A 17,978-nucleotide genomic window follows, 5' to 3' on the forward strand; every position below is an offset into this window, starting at 1 on the left:
ATAAGAAAGGAAGCTATAAATGAGTGAAAATATCGTAACGATATATGGTGAAGTATCAGAATTAATAGAAAAGAAATCTGCCGAGTTAATTGACCAGTATTTACAGCAACCTAAAGATGATTTTAATTTCGTGAAATTCAACTTATATGAGACTGATTTATCAGCCATTATTGAAGAATCATTAACAATGCCTTTCTTTTCAGATAAAAAAGTAGTTCTTGTACAAAATGCTTACGTTTTTACTGGTGAAAAACCACCTAAAGATATGAGTCCGAATATTGAGCAATTAATCGAATTTATTGAAAAATATGACGGTGAAACATTAATCATTTTTGAGGTATATCAAGGGAAATTAGATGAACGAAAAAAATTAGTGAAAACGTTAAAGAAAAGTGCACAAATAAAAAAGATAGAGCAAATGTCAGAAGATGAAATTAAGCAATGGATAAAAAATGAATTGCATGAAAATTATAAAGACATAAAGCAAGATGCTTTAGATTTATTTATCGAGCTAACAGGTATTCAATTTAATATTGTTAAACAAGAAATTGGAAAATTAGTGCTGTTTTTAGAAGATAGGCCGACAATTAATAAACAAGATGTAGATCAAATAGTAAATAGAAGTTTGGAACAAAATGTATTTTTATTAACTGAATATATCCAGAAGAATAATAAAGCCAAAGCGATACAATTAGTAAAAGATTTAATCGCTATGAAAGAAGAACCAATAAAATTGTTAGCATTAATTACTAGCAATTATAGGTTGTTTTACCAAAGTAAGATTTTAAGTCAAAAAGGCTATAGTGGACAGCAAATTGCTAAAACGATATCTGTGCATCCATATAGAGTGAAACTTGCATTGAATCAAGCTAGACATTATCAGCTTGAAAGTTTATTAAATATTATGGATAGTTGTGCTGAAACAGATTACAAATTAAAGTCATCTTATATGGATAAACAACTAATATTAGAATTATTTATCTTATCTTTGTAGTGACGATTAAATCAGTAATCATTTAAATACGAAAATAATCTTGTTTAAAATAGAATATAAAAAAAGTTCAAGCCGAGGCTTGAACTTTTTATTATTTACCAGCTGTCATTAATGATGATTTGATACGAGCAGCTTTGTTTTTGTGGATTAAGTTGCTTTGTGCAGCTTTATCTACTTTTTTCAAAGCGAAACTTACTAAGTCAGCTTTGTTATCAGCGTTAGCTTCTGTAGCTGATTTAGCTCTCTTAACTGCTGTACGCATTTCATTTTTTTGAGAAATGTTACGCTCCTCAGCAGTGTGAGTTGTTTTAACACGTTTAATTGCAGATTTAATGTTTGGCATGTGTGTCACCTCCTAAAAGTGATCTTCGCTATCAAATTTAATTTGATTACAACAAGAAATATTTTATCAAAATGACGCAGTTTCTGCAATCATTTATTTAGCAAAGTGCATAAAATCCCTGTTTATAAATAAGTTAGCTACAAATATATACTTTGTAAGTCATATAATATATGCTATAAGTAAGTGACGCAAGACGTACTACAAATTAAAGAATAAGCTCTATACCTATATGAAGTTTGCAATTGTAAGCTAAAAACGTTATTATATCAAAGAATGTCATACATATTTACGGGCTAGAATTATGAAAGTGAGAAGGATAATACATGGATAAACAAGAACGTTTAGATAGACGTAAAAATATAAGAAACTTTTCTATTATCGCACATATCGACCATGGTAAATCTACGTTAGCTGATAGGATTTTAGAAAATACTAAATCGGTTGAAACAAGAGAAATGCAAGATCAATTGCTTGATTCAATGGATTTAGAAAGAGAACGTGGAATCACAATAAAATTAAATGCAGTTAGGTTAAAGTATGAGGCTAAAGATGGCGAAACTTATACCTTTCATCTGATTGACACACCAGGACACGTCGATTTCACATATGAAGTGTCAAGGTCATTAGCTGCTTGTGAAGGGGCTATTTTAGTAGTTGATTCGGCACAAGGTATCGAAGCTCAAACACTTGCTAACGTGTATTTAGCATTAGATAATGATTTGGAATTACTACCTGTAATCAATAAAATTGATTTGCCTGCAGCTGAGCCTGAAAGAGTTAAACAAGAATTAGAAGATGTCATTGGTATTGATAAAGATGAAGTCGTACTAGCAAGTGCAAAATCAAATATTGGCATTGAGGATATTTTAGAAAAAATTGTCGAGGTCATTCCACCGCCTGAAGGTGACCCTGAAGCGCCGTTGAAAGCATTGATTTTTGATTCGGAATATGACCCATATAGAGGCGTGATATCTTCTATCCGAGTTATGGAGGGTGTTGTAAAAGCTGGTGACCGCATTAAGATGATGGCTACTGGTAAAGAGTTTGAAGTAACAGAAGTAGGTATTAATACACCTAAACAACTGCCGGTTGAAGAATTGACAGTTGGAGATGTTGGTTATATTATTGCAAGCATTAAAAATGTAGACGATTCTCGTGTAGGTGATACGATTACACATGCAGAAAGACCAGCCGCTAATGCCTTACAAGGTTATAAGAAAATGAATCCAATGGTATTCTGCGGACTATTCCCTATCGATAACAAAGATTACAATGATTTACGTGAAGCTTTAGAAAAATTACAGCTTAATGATGCTTCATTAGAATTCGAACCTGAATCTTCACAAGCATTAGGTTTTGGTTATCGAACAGGATTTTTAGGTATGTTACACATGGAAATTATCCAAGAACGAATAGAACGTGAATTTGGAATTGAGTTAATTGCGACAGCACCATCTGTTATTTATCAATGTATAATGAAATCTGGTGAAGAGGTGGCAGTTGATAATCCTGCGCATATGCCTGAAAGAGATAAAATAGATAAAATTTATGAACCATTTGTTAGAGCTACAATGATGGTTCCAAATGATTATGTTGGTGCTGTTATGGAATTATGCCAACGTAAACGAGGACAATTTGTAAATATGGAATATATGGATGATATTCGTGTGAATATTATTTATGAAATACCATTATCTGAAGTGGTTTTTGATTTCTTTGACCAACTTAAATCTAATACAAAAGGGTATGCTTCTTTTGATTATGAATTTATTGATAACAAAGAGAGTAATTTAGTGAAAATGGATATTTTATTAAACGGTGATAAAGTTGATGCTTTAAGCTTTATTGTTCACAAAGACTTTGCCTATGAAAGAGGTAAGGCATTAGTTGAAAAATTAAAAACACTAATTCCACGACAACAGTTTGAAGTTCCTGTTCAAGCTGCAGTAGGTCAAAAAATTGTTGCAAGAACTAATATTAAATCAATGGGTAAAAATGTACTCTCAAAATGTTACGGCGGCGACATCAGTCGTAAGAGAAAATTATTAGAAAAGCAAAAAGCCGGTAAAGCAAAAATGAAAGCAGTAGGTAACGTAGAAATACCTCAAGACGCATTTTTAGCTGTTCTGAAGATGGACGAAGATTAATAATAGATAGATTGGGGCCTTAAATCCAGACGATTTATGCCCCAGTTTTTTGTGTTCTTCACATAAGCTTGATAAATGAAAGAAGGTGAGCGCGTTATGGACGTTAAAAGTGCATATATTCACATTCCTTTTTGTGTGAGAATATGTACATATTGTGATTTCAATAAGTATTATATTCAAAATCAACCCGTTGATACGTATATTGATTGTTTAATCAAAGAAATGGAAAACAGTGAAGTGCGGGAATTAGAAACTGTTTTTGTTGGTGGTGGAACGCCAACGGCACTAAATATGCAACAATTAGATAGACTGTTAAAAGCAATAACTTCTATTTTTACAATAAAAGGGGAATTTAGCTTTGAAGCAAATCCGGATGAACTAACTTTAGAAAAGGTGCAATTGCTAAAAGATTACGGCGTTAATAGGTTGTCGATGGGGGTTCAAACGTTCAAGCCAGAACTGCTAGACATTTTAGGTCGTACTCATAAGACAGAGGATATCTATCAATCTGTAGAAAATGCAAGGTCAGTTGGTATTGAATCAATAAGTTTAGATTTAATGTATCATCTACCAAAGCAAACTTTAGAAGATTTTAAAGATAGCTTAGAACGTGCACTTGCTATGGATATTGATCATATTTCTAGTTATGGATTGATTTTAGAGCCGAAAACCCAGTTTTATAACATGTATCGAAAAGGTCAATTACAGGTTCCTAATGAAGATATAGGCGAAGAAATGTATGAGTATCTATTAGAAAGAATGTCGAAATCAGAGATGCATCAATATGAGATTTCTAACTTTGGGAAACGTAATCATGAATCTGAACACAATAAAGTTTATTGGAAAAACGAGGGATACTATGGATTTGGTGCAGGGGCAAGTGGTTATGTCAATGGCGAACGCTATAACAATGTGAATCCTGTGAATCATTATATAAAAAAAATAGAAAATAATGAGCGTCCTTTATTAGATTCTACTTTTCCAACTCAAACTGAACAGATGGAAGAGGAAATGTTTTTAGGTTTAAGAATGAATAAAGGTGTTAGCAAACAAAGATTTAATGAAAAATTTGACCAACCTATAGAACAAGTCTATGGTCAAACGATTAAAGATTTAATTTCAAAAGATTTACTATTTGAAAAGGATGGATATATAGCCATGACAGAGCGAGGTAAGGTCATTGGCAATACCGTTTTTGAGTCTTTTTTATTAAATGTATAAAAAATAATGCTTTAACATTGACTTACTTTGACCAATTTGATAAATTATAATTAGCACTTGAAACAAAAGAGTGCTAATGAGGTGAAAGCATGATTAGTGATAGACAATTAAGCATTCTTAATGCAATTGTTGAAGATTATGTTGATTTAGGACATCCAATTGGTTCAAAGACTTTGATAGAACGACACAAGTTAAATGTAAGTCCTGCTACGATTAGAAATGAGATGAAATATCTAGAAGACTTACAGTTAATAGAAAAGACGCACAGTTCGTCTGGTCGTTCACCATCTGAGGTTGGGATAAGGTATTATGTGAATCAATTATTGCAACAAACATCTCATCAACAACAAACAAAAATCCAACGTTTAAACGAATTATTAGTTAGCAATCATTATGATATTTCATCAGCGTTAAGCGCATTTGCAGATGAATTGTCAGTTGCATCACAATATACAACGTTGGTAATGCGTCCAAATCATAAAAAAGATATTATTAATAATATTCACTTGATTCGTGCCAATGACTATTTGATTATTATGGTTGTTGTGTTTACATCAGGCCATGTTGAACATCTACATTTAGCATCTCAAGTTCCATTAACAAATGATGAGTTAACTAAAATTTCTAATTTTGTGAGTGAGAAGTATCAAGAATGGAACAAGACTGAATTTGAAAATGAATTAAATAGTTTTGTTAAGACAACGCTAGAAAAAGAATTTATTAAGGATATGCTAAATACAATAGAAGTTCATTTCGATGATCAAAGTAATGGCATTTTTATGGGTGGAAAGGTTAAACTAATTGATGCATTAAATGAATCAAATGTTTCGTCAATTCAACCTATCTTACAATATATCGAATCAAATAAAATCGCTCAATTACTTGATGATATGACCAATGCTTCAATAAATGTTAGAATCGGTCATGAAATTGAATCATCTTTGAGTGATATATCTATTGTCACAAGTGAATATCACATTGATGATAGATTGAAAGGGAAGATAGCGGTAATTGGACCGACAGCGATGAATTACCAAAATGTTATCAGATTGCTTAACACAATTTGGTGATTTTTTAAATATGTATTGGAGGGCAGACAATGACAGAAAAAAATGAATCAGTCTTTGATCAAACTGAGGAAAAAGACCAAACGACTAATGATGAACAGTCAGTGGAAAATGAATCAGTTAATCAAACTGATGAGTCAACAGAACAGGCACAAGAAAATCTGCAGGATGACAATACAGAAGATACGAATACAGATGTAGATCCTAAAGATGAAGAAATTCAACAATTGAAAAAAGATGTGCAAGAAAATGAAGAAAAATATTTAAGATTATATGCAGAATTCGAAAATTATAAACGTAGAATTCAAAAAGAAAATCAAACAATGAGAACTTATAAATCTCAAGATGTGCTAAACGATATTTTACCTACGTTGGATAATATCGAACGAGCATTACAAATAGATGGTGAAGATGAACAATTCAAAGCACTGAAAAAAGGTGTAGAAATGGTTCATGAAAGTTTATTAAATGCTTTAAATAATAATGGTTTAGAAAAAATTGAAACTGAAGGTCAAGCATTTGATCCAAATGTACACCAAGCAGTAGTTCAAGATGATAATCCTGATTTTGAATCAGGGCAAATCACTCAAGAATTACAAAGTGGTTATAAATTGAAAGATAGAGTGTTAAGACCTTCAATGGTTAAAGTAAATCAATAATATTTGATGAAAATACCCAATTTTATAAACAAACAGGAGGAAATTTATTATGAGTAAAGTAATAGGTATCGACTTAGGTACAACAAATTCATGTGTTTCTATTTTAGAGGGTGACGAACCTAAAGTAATCCAAAATCCAGAAGGTGCTAGAACAACTCCATCAGTTGTAGCATTTAAAAATGGTGAAACACAAGTAGGTGAAGTTGCTAAGCGTCAAGCAATCACAAACCCTAACACTATTCAATCTATCAAACGTCATATGGGTACTGATTATAAAGTAGACGTAGAAGGTAAATCATATACACCACAAGAAATATCAGCTATGGTATTACAAAACCTTAAAAGTACAGCTGAAGATTATTTAGGTGAAAAAGTTGAAAAAGCAGTAATTACAGTTCCTGCATACTTTAATGATGGTGAACGTCAAGCGACTAAAGACGCTGGTAAAATTGCAGGTCTAGAAGTTGAGCGTATTATCAATGAACCAACAGCTGCAGCATTAGCTTATGGTTTAGATAAAACTGAAACTGATCAAAAAGTATTAGTATTTGACTTAGGTGGCGGTACTTTTGACGTATCTATCCTAGAATTAGGCGATGGCGTATTTGAAGTACTTTCAACTGCTGGTGACAATAAACTAGGTGGAGATGACTTTGACCAAGTTATCATTGATTATTTAGTATCTGAATTCAAAAAAGAAAATGGCGTAGATTTATCACAAGATAAAATGGCGTTACAACGTTTGAAAGACGCAGCTGAAAAAGCTAAAAAAGACTTATCAGGTGTATCTCAAACTCAAATTTCATTACCATTTATTTCAGCTGGTGAAAGTGGTCCATTACACTTAGAAATCAACTTAACTCGTTCTAAATTCGAAGAGTTAGCTGATTCATTAATTAAGCGTACAATGGAACCGACACGTCAAGCAATGAAAGATGCTGGCTTATCAAGCTCAGATATTGATGAAGTAATCTTAGTTGGTGGTTCTACAAGAATCCCAGCAGTACAAGAAGCAGTTAAAAAAGAAGTCGGAAAAGATCCGCACAAAGGTGTTAACCCAGACGAAGTAGTAGCAATGGGTGCTGCAATACAAGGTGGCGTTATCACTGGTGACGTTAAAGATGTTGTATTATTAGACGTTACACCATTATCATTAGGTATTGAAATTATGGGTGGACGTATGAATACACTTATCGAAAGAAATACAACAATACCAACATCTAAATCACAAGTTTACTCAACAGCTGCAGATAACCAACCAGCCGTTGATATCCACGTGCTACAAGGTGAAAGACCGATGGCATCAGATAATAAAACATTAGGTAGATTCCAATTAACGGACATTCCACCAGCTCCACGTGGCGTACCTCAAATCGAAGTTACATTTGATATCGATAAGAACGGTATCGTAAATGTTACTGCAAAAGATTTAGGTACAAATAAAGAACAAAATATTACAATTCAATCAAGTTCTTCACTTTCTGATGATGAAATCGATCGTATGGTTAAAGATGCTGAAGACAATGCAGAAGCAGACAAAAAACGTCGTGAAGAAAGTGATTTAAGAAACGAAGCAGATAGCTTAGTATTCCAAGTTGAAAAAACAATCACTGATTTAGGTGAAAATATCAGCGAAGAAGATAAAACAAATGCTGAAGAGAAAAAAGACGCATTGAAAACTGCTTTAGAAGGCGAAGATATTGAAGATATCAAAGCTAAAAAAGAAGAATTAGAAAAAGTAGTTCAAGAATTATCAGCAAAAGTTTATGAACAAGCTGCTCAAGCACAACAACAAGCTCAAGGTGAAAGCGCAAATGCTTCTAATGACAGTGATGTTGAAGATGCAGAATTCAAAGAAGTTAAAGATGACGAAGATAACAAAAAATAATATTAATCTTTAACACATTCTAGTGCATCATATTAACTAAATATGAGACAATTGCTTAGCCAAAATAAGTCAAAGTCAATTGAACATTGGCTTTGACTTTTTCTTTTTTGCTATAAGTGATTTAACTATAAAGTAAAAGGAGAGAGCATAGTGGCCAAAAGAGATTATTATGAAGTCTTAGGTGTTAGTAAAAGTGCTTCAAAAGATGAAATAAAAAAGGCTTATCGTAAACTATCTAAAAAATATCATCCGGATATTAATAAAGAAGAAGGTTCAGATGAGAAATTCAAAGAAATTTCTGAAGCTTATGAAGTCTTAAGTGATGAAAATAAACGTGCAAATTATGATCAATTTGGTCATGATGGTCCACAAGGTGGCTTTGGTGGCCAAGGATTTGGCGGTCAAGACTTCAGTGGCTTTGGTGGCGGCGGATTCGAAGATATCTTTAGTTCATTCTTCGGAGGCGGACGTCAACGTGATCCAAATGCACCTCGTAAAGGTGATGATCTTCAATATACAATGACTGTTACATTTGATGAAGCTGTCTTTGGTGCTGAAAAGGAAATCTCAATCCGCAAAGATGTAACATGTCACACATGTGACGGTGAAGGTGCGAAACCAGGTACAAATAAAAAAACATGTTCTTACTGTAATGGTGCTGGTCATGTATCAGTTGAACAAAACACAATCCTTGGTAGAGTGAGAACTGAAAAGGTTTGTCCAGTATGTAGTGGTTCAGGTCAAGAATTTGAAGAGCCTTGTCCAACATGTAATGGTAAAGGAACTGAAAATAAAAACGTGAAAATAAGCGTGAAAATTCCTGAAGGTGTAGACAATGAGCAACAAATTAGATTAGCAGGCGAAGGTGCACCGGGAGAAAATGGTGGACCACACGGTGATTTATACGTTGTGTTCAGAGTGAAACCATCAGAAATATTTGAACGTGACGGTGATGATATCTATCACTCTCTAAATGTTAGCTTTGCGCAAGCAGCATTAGGTGATGAAGTAAAAGTACCTACGTTAAATGGTCATGTTATGCTGACAATCCCTGCTGGTACTCAAACTGCAAAACAATTTAGATTAAAAGATAAAGGTGTTAAAAATGTGCACGGATATGGTCACGGGGATCTATTCGTAAATATCAATGTGGTGACACCTACAAAAATTAGTGAAAGACAAAAAGAATTGTTAAGAGAATTTGCAGAAATTAGTGGAGAAGAAATTGAAGAACAACCTTCTAATTTTAGAGATAAAGCTAAGAGATTCTTTAAAGGAGAATAATATATGAATTGGACCGAAATATCAATTACTGCAAATCATGAAGTGTCGCCTATAATAACAAATATTTTAGAAAATGCTGGATCTAACGGGGTAGTGATTGAAGATTCTAAAGATTTAAATCATGATTTTGAAGATAAATTTGGTGAAATCTATAATTTGAAAGCTGACGATTATCCTGAAAAGGGTGTTAGATTAAAAGCTTATTTTAATGATATTAAATTCACTGAAGCATTTAGAGAACAATTAATTGAAAAAATTACAGCGATAGAATCTTTAGATAAAGAACTCTTCAAATTTGAGGAACAATCACTACAAGAACAAGACTGGGAAAATGAATGGAAAAACTACTTCCACCCATTTCGTGCGTCTGAAAAGTTCACGATTGTTCCAAGCTGGGAGCAATATGATAAGGAAGACACTAACGAATTATGTATCGAGCTTGATCCGGGTATGGCGTTCGGTACGGGAGACCACCCAACAACAAGTATGTGTTTGAAAGCAATCGAACAATATGTATCTCCTGCGAATTCAGTAATTGATGTCGGTACTGGTTCTGGTATTCTCAGTATTGCAGCACATTTAATAGGTGCTAAGCGTATTAAGGCACTCGATGTCGATGATTTAGCAGTAAAAGTTGCTAAAGAAAATTTTGCAAAGAACAACTGTGAAAATTATATCGAAGCAATGCCTGGAAATTTATTGCATGATGAAACAGAAAAATTTGATATTGTAATCGCAAATATTTTAGCTCATATTATTGAAGAAATGATTGAAGATGCTTATAATACATTAAATGAAGATGGTTATTTCATTACTTCTGGTATAATTGAAGAAAAACATGAAGCTATCCTTGAACAAATGGAGCGTGTAGGTTTTAAAATTATTTCTATTGATCATGATAACAGTTGGGTATGTATCGTTGGTCAGAAAGTGAGCGAGTAATAATGCAGAGATACTTTATTAACCAAAACGCTGATGAAAATCAGCGTTTTTTTATTGAAGATAAAGGTGATATTCATCATATTGCAAATGTAATGCGTCATCAAGAAGGCAATCATATAATTGTGACATTTAATAATCAAAGTGCATATACTTGTAAGATTATTGCAATTAATATAGATTCTATTGAAGTTGAGCGAGTGGAAAAATTAAATATTGATACTGAGCTACCTCAAAAAATAACTATCTGTAGTGGGCTTATCAAAGCTGATAAATATGAATGGATGCTACAGAAAGCTACTGAATTAGGTGCCAATGACTTTATATCTGTGGGTATGCAACGGTCAGTTGTCAAATTGACTGATAATAAAGTGGATAAGAAACTTGAACGTTGGCAAAAGATCATTAAAGAAGCAGCAGAGCAAAGCTATCGTCTAGTTATACCAGAAATACAGTATAAGTCGAATTTAAAACTAATATATGATATTATTAATGAATATGATTATGTACTGATTGCCTATGAAGATGCAGCAAAAGATGGGGAAGTTAGCAATTTTAAAAAGCTAGTGCAAAATTTCGAGTCTGGTGATCGTGTATTAGTCATTTTTGGACCAGAGGGCGGCCTTTCTACAGAAGAAGTACAATTGTTTGATACAAATGCTTCACAGATAGGGCTTGGTCCTAGAATTTTAAGAGCTGAAACAGCACCATTATATGTATTAAGTGCTGTAAGCTATCAAAAAGATTTGTTGGGGTGATATTTATGGCAACAGTTGCATTTCACACACTTGGTTGTAAAGTGAATCATTATGAAACTGAAGCGATTTGGCAATTATTTAAAGAAGCAAATTATGATAGAGTTGATTTCGAAACGAATGCGGATGTATTCGTTATCAATACTTGTACGGTTACCAATACAGGAGATAAGAAGAGTAGGCAGGTAATCAGACGTGCAATTAGACAAAATCCGGAAGCAGTGGTTTGTGTAACAGGTTGTTATGCACAAACATCACCTGCAGAAATCATGGATATTCCTGGTGTTGATATTGTTGTGGGGACACAGGATAGAACGAAATTAATCGGCTATATAGATGAATTTAAACAAGAGCGCCAACCAATTAATGGTGTTGGTAATATTATGAAAAATAGAACTTACGAAGAGTTAGAAGTACCATACTTTACTGATCGTACGCGTGCTTCACTTAAAATACAGGAAGGCTGTAATAATTTCTGTACGTTTTGTATTATTCCATGGGCAAGAGGATTAATGCGTTCTCGAGAACCTGAAAAAGTTATTGCTCAAGCAACACAACTTGTTGAATCTGGATATAAAGAAATTGTATTAACAGGTATTCATACTGGTGGATATGGACAAGACTTAAAGAATTATAATTTAGCACAACTATTACGCGATTTAGAAACAGTCGATGGTTTAGAAAGAATTAGAATTTCTTCAATAGAGGCAAGTCAATTGACTGATGAAGTCATTGAAGTTATTGCTAATTCAAATAAAGTGGTTAGACACTTACACATCCCTCTGCAATCTGGATCTGATACTGTGCTTAAACGTATGAGAAGAAAGTATACAATGGCACATTTTTCAGAGCGTTTAACACGCTTGCATGAAGTGTTACCCGGTTTAGCAGTCACTAGTGATGTCATTGTTGGTTTCCCTGGTGAAACAGAAGAAGAATTCCAAGAAACCTATGATTTCATAGTAGATCATCATTTTTCTGAGTTACATGTATTTCCATATTCACCAAGAATTGGAACACCTGCAGCAAGAATGGATGATCAAATTGATGAAGAAGTAAAAAATGAACGTGTACATCGTCTTATCAACTTAAGTGATCAACTTGCTAAAACTTATGCTTCTAAATTCGATCAGGATGTCTTGGAAGTAATACCTGAAGAGGTAGGAGACGAACCAAACACATTGGTAGGTTATGCTGATAATTACATGAAAATTCAATTTGCTGGTGATGAAACATTGATTGGTCAATTGGTTAAAGTAAAAGTAACAAAACCTGATTATCCAATAAATACAGGTGAATTATTGCGTGTCGTTGAGCATGCTACAAATAAATCTGATCAAACAGTATTAGTCTAAGGTGTTTGAACAGCTTAAACTAAACAAAATATAGAATATAATTAATAAATGGCCGGCGTATCATTGTATGAAACGTTCGTGCCATTTTTAAAATGTTAAATAAATTTATGCAAGATTGAATGAGAGTGTTAATTATTCATTAAAAATATATAAGCTTTATTTGATGAAACGCTGTTATAAAAGCCTTTATCATTATATTTTTGCTAATAATAGTTTATTTTTAATATGAAATCACAGATTGTGAAAAGTTGTGAAAAGCTTGATTTGACGCGGTTTTATAGTATATTTAGATTTAAAGTCTATAAAGGAGAAAATTTCCTAATTGACCACATTAATCAGATATATTATACTAACTTATACATGGTTTAATACCATGTAAATGATAATAAAGTTTCGTTGATATTTGGAGGGAGGGAAATACACATGTCTAAAACAGTAGTCAAAAATAACGAATCACTTGAAGATGCTTTACGTCGTTTCAAACGCTCAGTTTCTAAAAGCGGTACGATTCAAGAAGTACGTAAACGTGAATTTTACGAAAAACCAAGCGTAAAACGTAAAAAGAAATCAGAAGCTGCACGTAAACGTAAATTCAAATAATTAATTGTTTCGTTGACTCCCTCAACACCAACATTAATTATAAACAAAGCCTTAGCTGATAATTCAGCTAAGGCTTTTTAATTTGTAGAAATAAATATGCCATGCAATATAAAACGATTGTTTTAATTTGTAAAAAATGATAGAAATACTAGCAATGTAATCAATTTTCAAAATAAATAGGCAATTTTATAATTCTAATATCACTTAAATATTAGAGAAAATAAAATAAAACTAAATATTATGATACTATCCCTATAATCACATAATAATTTCATGTATAATTAAGAGGAGAGCGAGGTGATAGAGTGTTGTCTTCGAGTAGTTTACATACTAACTTTTTAACAGCTTTTGCTGGAAATGGTAATTGGATGAATCATTTGGCAGATTGGATAGTTAATCCAGTGATTGCACTTATTTTGACGTGTATCATATTTATGGGTTTTCTATATCAACTGTATTCTAAACGGATTAACTTAATAGGTATATTAGCTACTTTAGCTTTACTTATCTTCTTTTTAGGTTTTTTCATAAAAGGAGATGTGAATTTCTATTCCGTTATATTGTTTGGAATTGGCGTACTATTTGTAATCATTGAGTTGTTCGTTGTAGGTGCAATTATAGGTATTATTGGTATAACGCTTATTGTCTTAAGTATTGTCACATTAGGTGATAATTTAATTTTTATGATTGCAAATGTTGTTGTTGCACTTATATTATCAATCATTGAATGGGTGGTACTTGTGAAAATATTCAAACGAAATATTCCATTTTTAGAAAAAGTTGTATTGAAAGATTCTACAAATGCAGAGGCTGGGTACACTTCACACGAAGATCGCTCTTATTTAGTTGGCCAAACTGCGACTACGTCAACTGATTTAAGACCAGCAGGTATTATTACATACAATAATGAACGTATTGATGCAGTTTCTGACGGATCATTTATTTTACGAAATAAGCAGGTCAAGATATTGGAAGTTGAAGGTACGCGTGTTGTTGTAAGAGAAATTGAATCATAAAGGAGAGAAACCATGATCGGATTATTAATTATTGCAGTCATAGTTATAATTGCTTTACTGTTATTATTCTCATTTGTTCCGGTTGGACTATGGATTTCAGCTATAGCCGCAGGAGTTAAAGTAGGAATCGGCACACTTGTCGGTATGAGATTACGAAGAGTATCACCAAGAAAGGTTATTGCACCATTAATTAAGGCGCATAAAGCTGGATTACAATTAACTACGAATCAACTTGAATCACACTATTTAGCTGGTGGTAATGTTGATAGAGTAGTAGATGCAAACATAGCAGCACAAAGAGCAGATATCAATTTACCATTTGAACGTGGTGCGGCAATCGATTTAGCTGGTAGAGATGTGCTTGAAGCAGTACAAATGTCAGTAAATCCAAAGGTAATTGAAACTCCATTTATTGCCGGTGTTGCTATGAATGGTATCGAAGTTAAGGCTAAAGCACGTATTACAGTTCGCGCTAACATTGCACGACTTGTCGGTGGTGCTGGTGAAGAAACAATTATTGCCCGTGTTGGTGAAGGTATAGTGTCGACTATTGGTTCAAGTGAACACCATACACAAGTGCTTGAAAATCCTGATAACATTTCTAAAACTGTATTAAGTAAAGGTTTGGATTCTGGTACAGCATTTGAAATCTTATCTATCGATATTGCAGATGTAGATATCAGTAAGAACATTGGTGCAGATTTACAAACAGAACAAGCATTAGCAGATAAAAATATTGCTCAAGCTAAAGCAGAAGAACGTCGTGCCATGGCGGTTGCACAAGAGCAAGAAATGAAAGCTAAAGTACAAGAAATGCGTTCTAAAGTTGTTGAAGCTGAAGCTGAGGTACCACTAGCAATGGCAGAAGCCTTACGTGAAGGTAATTTAGGTGTCAGAGATTACTATAATCTAAAAAATATTGAAGCAGATACTGGCATGAGAAATTCAATTAATAAACGAACAAATCAAGAAGATGACGAATCACCGGATAAATAATTTAGGGGTGGTTAAATGAGTATAGGTATTATCATTTTTGTTATTTCCGTTATTGTTACGATTATTAGTGCTATTAATGACAATAGTCATAAGGAAAGACAAAAGCAACAAAGACCAACCCATGGCCAACCACAAACCAAAAATGGACAACCGCAAAAGCGTGGTTTCCTTGAAGAAGTTGGAAAGGCCTTTAAAGAAATTGAAAAACAATTGAATGAAGAGCCGACGACAACAGGGCCTAGACCTCAACCTTCAAAACCATCGGAACCAAGTTCGGAAAAAATGGAAACACCACAACCAACAAGACCAACTACAGTATCATCTAATGAACAAAGTGAAACGGAAGCCGAGAAAGAGAAACGTACACAAAATCAAAAAGATGAACAGTTAAGAAAAGAATTAGAACAAACACTAATGGGTGATTTACAAGATGTTAAATCTGAATTAGATCGTGAGAATGAAAAGAAATTGCAGCGAACAGAACGTAAAGCACGCGCTATTATTGCTGATAAAAATTTATCTGAGCGAACAAAACGTTATCGCTTGAAACAGTTGATTTACTCTCATAAAATGCAAAGTTCTAATGTAAATGGTCAATTTCGATTTGATAACGATGAAGTGGTAAATGGAATTATATGGTCAGAAATATTAGAAAAACCTAAACAATTATAAGCAAGTATAAGCTAGGAAATCAAACTTAAATTATATAGCCCTTAAATGTAGTTTTAGACTTCATTTGAGGGCTTCTTTATCTTTAAATTCAAGGTGAATTAGTATAAAAAATCAATAAATAAACTAACGATAGTCAGGCGAGATTTAAGCGAATTATTTTATTAATAAATAATGCTTGTAGTGAAAATTTTGGTCTACATTAATACGTTTAAATAGATTAGTAAAAAATAACCTAAAGTACATTTGAAATGGATAGCTGGTACTTAACAACAAGTGTTATTGATCTATGTTTACAAGTCGTTAATTTAATTATTGTTAAGTGATACAACGCATTTTATTAAAGCTATTTATTAAAGCAAAATAAGTTGTTTTATATTTTATGATACCGTTGATACTGTAATATTAAATTAAATTTGTTAATATAACGTAAAGTTTCATACAAAGGTAAGCAATTTAAATCGCTTTGAAATGATATAAAGATAATTCATGATATAATTGAAATGTAATAATTAGGTTGAATAGATAGCTATATTACAATAGTTAAGACGATTTTTTGAAAAATTATTTTTGTATCTTAAAATCTAATAAGATAAAATAAGTGTAAACGACAATGTTTGAAAAGGAGCAACTATATGCCTGGAATTATTCAAATTGATGACATCAATGAAGCACAAGCACTCATTGGTAATAATGATGAACACCTTAAAGCAATTGAGGAAGGATTTGATGTCATTGTACATGCTCGAGGACAAGAAATTGCTGTGAGAGGTACACAAATTGAGCATGTAGAACAAGCTGAATCAGTACTAATTAATTTATTGAAAGTCATACAACAAGGTGTTTCAATTTCTTTGAAAGATGTCGAAGCAGCAATTAAAATGGCTAAAAAGGGTACGATTCAATACTTACTTGATTTATATGATGATGAAATTACTAAAGATGCATTCGGCAAGACAATTAGAGCCAAAACGATGGGGCAACGTCTATATGTTAATGCAATGCATCATAATGATTTAGTATTCGGTGTAGGACCAGCCGGAACAGGTAAAACATTTTTAGCAGTAGTTTATGCTGCTAAACAGTTAAGAAAAGGTAATGTGAAACGTATTGTTTTAACTAGACCTGCAGTTGAAGCAGGTGAATCTCTAGGTTTCTTACCAGGAGATTTAAAGGAGAAAGTCGATCCATACTTAAGACCATTATACGATGGCTTGAATACAGTACTTGGTAGAGAACAAACTGCAAGATTTATTGATAGAGGAATAATTGAAATTGCACCATTAGCATATATGCGAGGTCGTACATTGGATGATGCTTTCGTTATTTTAGATGAAGCACAAAACACGACACACGCACAGATGAAAATGTTTTTAACACGATTAGGATTTGGTTCGAAGATGGTAGTTACGGGAGATCATACACAAATCGACTTACCAAAAGGTGTTAAAAGTGGCTTGAAAGAAGCGATTAATAAGTTAAAAGATGTTAAGGGTTTAAGTATTCATCATTTAGATCAAAGTGATGTTGTACGTCACCCACTTGTCAGTAAAATTATTGATAAATACGAAGGAGATGAATAAATGTTTACGATTGATTTTAATGATCATACAGACTTAGTTAAAGATGAATGGTATGAGCAAATAGATAAATTGCTTACATTTGCAAAAGAGCAGGAACAAATTGAAGGTGAAGCTGAATTATCAGTTACATTTGTAGATAAAGATGAAATACAAGAAATTAATAAAACATATCGAGATAAAGATAAAGTTACAGATGTAATTTCATTTGCTTTAGAAGAAGATGAACCAGAAATAACGGGTCTTGATATGCCACGTGTATTAGGAGATATTATTATCTGTACTGATGTTGCAAATGAACAAGCGGAAAGCTATGGCCACTCATTCGAAAGAGAACTAGGCTTTTTAGCATTACATGGATTCTTACATTTATTAGGATATGATCATATGAATGAAACAGATGAGCAAGAGATGTTCGGAAGACAAGACCAAATACTTAATGCCTATGGATTAACAAGAGATTAA

Annotated in this window: 17 protein-coding genes; 16 read left to right on the forward strand and 1 reads right to left on the reverse strand. The window is 32.9% G+C overall.

Features of this window, described 5'->3' with window-relative positions:
• Positions 1 to 19 precede the first annotated feature (19 nt).
• Positions 20 to 994, forward strand: a complete 975-nt coding sequence (gene holA, locus ACY191_RS08480; RefSeq protein ID WP_042738547.1) for a DNA polymerase III subunit delta — start codon at positions 20 to 22, stop codon at positions 992 to 994.
• A gap of 91 nt (positions 995 to 1,085) precedes the next feature.
• Here holA and rpsT read toward each other — a convergent pair whose 3' ends face one another.
• The gene (rpsT, locus tag ACY191_RS08485; protein WP_042738548.1) at positions 1,086 to 1,337 is read right to left on the reverse strand and encodes a 30S ribosomal protein S20; all 252 of its coding nucleotides are present in this window, start codon (positions 1,335 to 1,337) and stop codon (positions 1,086 to 1,088) included.
• A gap of 323 nt (positions 1,338 to 1,660) precedes the next feature.
• Between rpsT and lepA the strand changes: the two genes are divergently transcribed.
• The 15 genes from lepA (at position 1,661) to ybeY (ending at position 17,978) form a co-directional block, all read left to right on the forward strand.
• Positions 1,661 to 3,484, forward strand: a complete 1,824-nt coding sequence (gene lepA / locus ACY191_RS08490) for a translation elongation factor 4 (RefSeq protein ID WP_042738549.1) — start codon at positions 1,661 to 1,663, stop codon at positions 3,482 to 3,484.
• Between the two features lie 96 nt (positions 3,485 to 3,580).
• Positions 3,581 to 4,705: a radical SAM family heme chaperone HemW gene (gene hemW / locus ACY191_RS08495; RefSeq protein ID WP_042738550.1), complete on the forward strand. Its 1,125-nt coding sequence runs from the start codon at positions 3,581 to 3,583 to the stop codon at positions 4,703 to 4,705.
• An 89-nt stretch (positions 4,706 to 4,794) separates the two neighbouring features.
• Positions 4,795 to 5,775 carry a heat-inducible transcriptional repressor HrcA gene (gene hrcA / locus ACY191_RS08500; RefSeq protein WP_042738551.1) on the forward strand — a complete coding sequence of 327 codons (981 nt, stop codon included), beginning with the start codon at positions 4,795 to 4,797 and terminating at the stop codon, positions 5,773 to 5,775.
• 29 nt (positions 5,776 to 5,804) lie between these two features.
• Complete coding sequence (grpE, locus tag ACY191_RS08505) at positions 5,805 to 6,431, forward strand: nucleotide exchange factor GrpE (RefSeq protein ID WP_042738552.1); 627 nt, start codon at positions 5,805 to 5,807, stop codon at positions 6,429 to 6,431.
• Between the two features lie 49 nt (positions 6,432 to 6,480).
• A complete protein-coding gene (dnaK, locus tag ACY191_RS08510; RefSeq protein ID WP_042738553.1) occupies positions 6,481 to 8,319 on the forward strand; it encodes a molecular chaperone DnaK in 1,839 nt (612 codons plus the stop codon).
• Between the two features lie 150 nt (positions 8,320 to 8,469).
• Positions 8,470 to 9,603, forward strand: a complete 1,134-nt coding sequence (gene dnaJ / locus ACY191_RS08515) for a molecular chaperone DnaJ (RefSeq protein WP_042738554.1) — start codon at positions 8,470 to 8,472, stop codon at positions 9,601 to 9,603.
• Positions 9,604 to 9,606: 3 nt separating this feature from the next.
• Positions 9,607 to 10,545, forward strand: a complete 939-nt coding sequence (gene prmA / locus ACY191_RS08520; protein WP_042738555.1) for a 50S ribosomal protein L11 methyltransferase — start codon at positions 9,607 to 9,609, stop codon at positions 10,543 to 10,545.
• 2 nt (positions 10,546 to 10,547) lie between these two features.
• A complete protein-coding gene (locus ACY191_RS08525) occupies positions 10,548 to 11,300 on the forward strand; it encodes a 16S rRNA (uracil(1498)-N(3))-methyltransferase (RefSeq protein ID WP_463270001.1) in 753 nt (250 codons plus the stop codon).
• A gap of 5 nt (positions 11,301 to 11,305) precedes the next feature.
• Positions 11,306 to 12,652, forward strand: a complete 1,347-nt coding sequence (gene mtaB, locus ACY191_RS08530) for a tRNA (N(6)-L-threonylcarbamoyladenosine(37)-C(2))-methylthiotransferase MtaB (protein ID WP_042738557.1) — start codon at positions 11,306 to 11,308, stop codon at positions 12,650 to 12,652.
• A gap of 423 nt (positions 12,653 to 13,075) precedes the next feature.
• A complete protein-coding gene (gene rpsU / locus ACY191_RS08535; RefSeq protein ID WP_042738558.1) occupies positions 13,076 to 13,252 on the forward strand; it encodes a 30S ribosomal protein S21 in 177 nt (58 codons plus the stop codon).
• 305 nt (positions 13,253 to 13,557) lie between these two features.
• The gene (locus ACY191_RS08540; protein WP_042738559.1) at positions 13,558 to 14,268 is read left to right on the forward strand and encodes an NfeD family protein; all 711 of its coding nucleotides are present in this window, start codon (positions 13,558 to 13,560) and stop codon (positions 14,266 to 14,268) included.
• Between the two features lie 12 nt (positions 14,269 to 14,280).
• On the forward strand, positions 14,281 to 15,264 hold the full coding sequence (gene floA / locus ACY191_RS08545) for a flotillin-like protein FloA (RefSeq protein WP_042738560.1): 984 nt from the start codon (positions 14,281 to 14,283) through the stop codon (positions 15,262 to 15,264).
• Between the two features lie 15 nt (positions 15,265 to 15,279).
• A complete protein-coding gene (locus tag ACY191_RS08550; protein ID WP_042738561.1) occupies positions 15,280 to 15,936 on the forward strand; it encodes a hypothetical protein in 657 nt (218 codons plus the stop codon).
• A gap of 632 nt (positions 15,937 to 16,568) precedes the next feature.
• The gene (locus ACY191_RS08555) at positions 16,569 to 17,516 is read left to right on the forward strand and encodes a PhoH family protein (protein ID WP_042738562.1); all 948 of its coding nucleotides are present in this window, start codon (positions 16,569 to 16,571) and stop codon (positions 17,514 to 17,516) included.
• Positions 17,517 to 17,978, forward strand: a complete 462-nt coding sequence (gene ybeY, locus ACY191_RS08560; RefSeq protein ID WP_042738563.1) for an rRNA maturation RNase YbeY — start codon at positions 17,517 to 17,519, stop codon at positions 17,976 to 17,978.

The organism is Staphylococcus sp. TCBT05 (assembly GCF_055179755.1).

Excerpts from the sequence above, each read along its gene's own strand:
- lepA (WP_042738549.1), top strand. The coding sequence starts at position 1,661 with ATGGATAAACAAGAACGTTTAGATAGACGTAAAAATATAAGAAACTTT.
- grpE (WP_042738552.1), top strand. The coding sequence starts at position 5,805 with ATGACAGAAAAAAATGAATCAGTCTTTGATCAAACTGAGGAAAAAGAC.
- hrcA (WP_042738551.1), top strand. The coding sequence starts at position 4,795 with ATGATTAGTGATAGACAATTAAGCATTCTTAATGCAATTGTTGAAGAT.
- hemW (WP_042738550.1), top strand. The coding sequence starts at position 3,581 with ATGGACGTTAAAAGTGCATATATTCACATTCCTTTTTGTGTGAGAATA.
- ybeY (WP_042738563.1), top strand. The coding sequence starts at position 17,517 with ATGTTTACGATTGATTTTAATGATCATACAGACTTAGTTAAAGATGAA.
- ACY191_RS08555 (WP_042738562.1), top strand. The coding sequence starts at position 16,569 with ATGCCTGGAATTATTCAAATTGATGACATCAATGAAGCACAAGCACTC.
- floA (WP_042738560.1), top strand. The coding sequence starts at position 14,281 with ATGATCGGATTATTAATTATTGCAGTCATAGTTATAATTGCTTTACTG.
- rpsU (WP_042738558.1), top strand. The coding sequence starts at position 13,076 with ATGTCTAAAACAGTAGTCAAAAATAACGAATCACTTGAAGATGCTTTA.
- ACY191_RS08550 (WP_042738561.1), top strand. The coding sequence starts at position 15,280 with ATGAGTATAGGTATTATCATTTTTGTTATTTCCGTTATTGTTACGATT.
- holA (WP_042738547.1), top strand. The coding sequence starts at position 20 with ATGAGTGAAAATATCGTAACGATATATGGTGAAGTATCAGAATTAATA.
- ACY191_RS08525 (WP_463270001.1), top strand. The coding sequence starts at position 10,548 with ATGCAGAGATACTTTATTAACCAAAACGCTGATGAAAATCAGCGTTTT.
- dnaK (WP_042738553.1), top strand. The coding sequence starts at position 6,481 with ATGAGTAAAGTAATAGGTATCGACTTAGGTACAACAAATTCATGTGTT.
- prmA (WP_042738555.1), top strand. The coding sequence starts at position 9,607 with ATGAATTGGACCGAAATATCAATTACTGCAAATCATGAAGTGTCGCCT.
- mtaB (WP_042738557.1), top strand. The coding sequence starts at position 11,306 with ATGGCAACAGTTGCATTTCACACACTTGGTTGTAAAGTGAATCATTAT.
- rpsT (WP_042738548.1), bottom strand. The coding sequence starts at position 1,337 with ATGCCAAACATTAAATCTGCAATTAAACGTGTTAAAACAACTCACACT.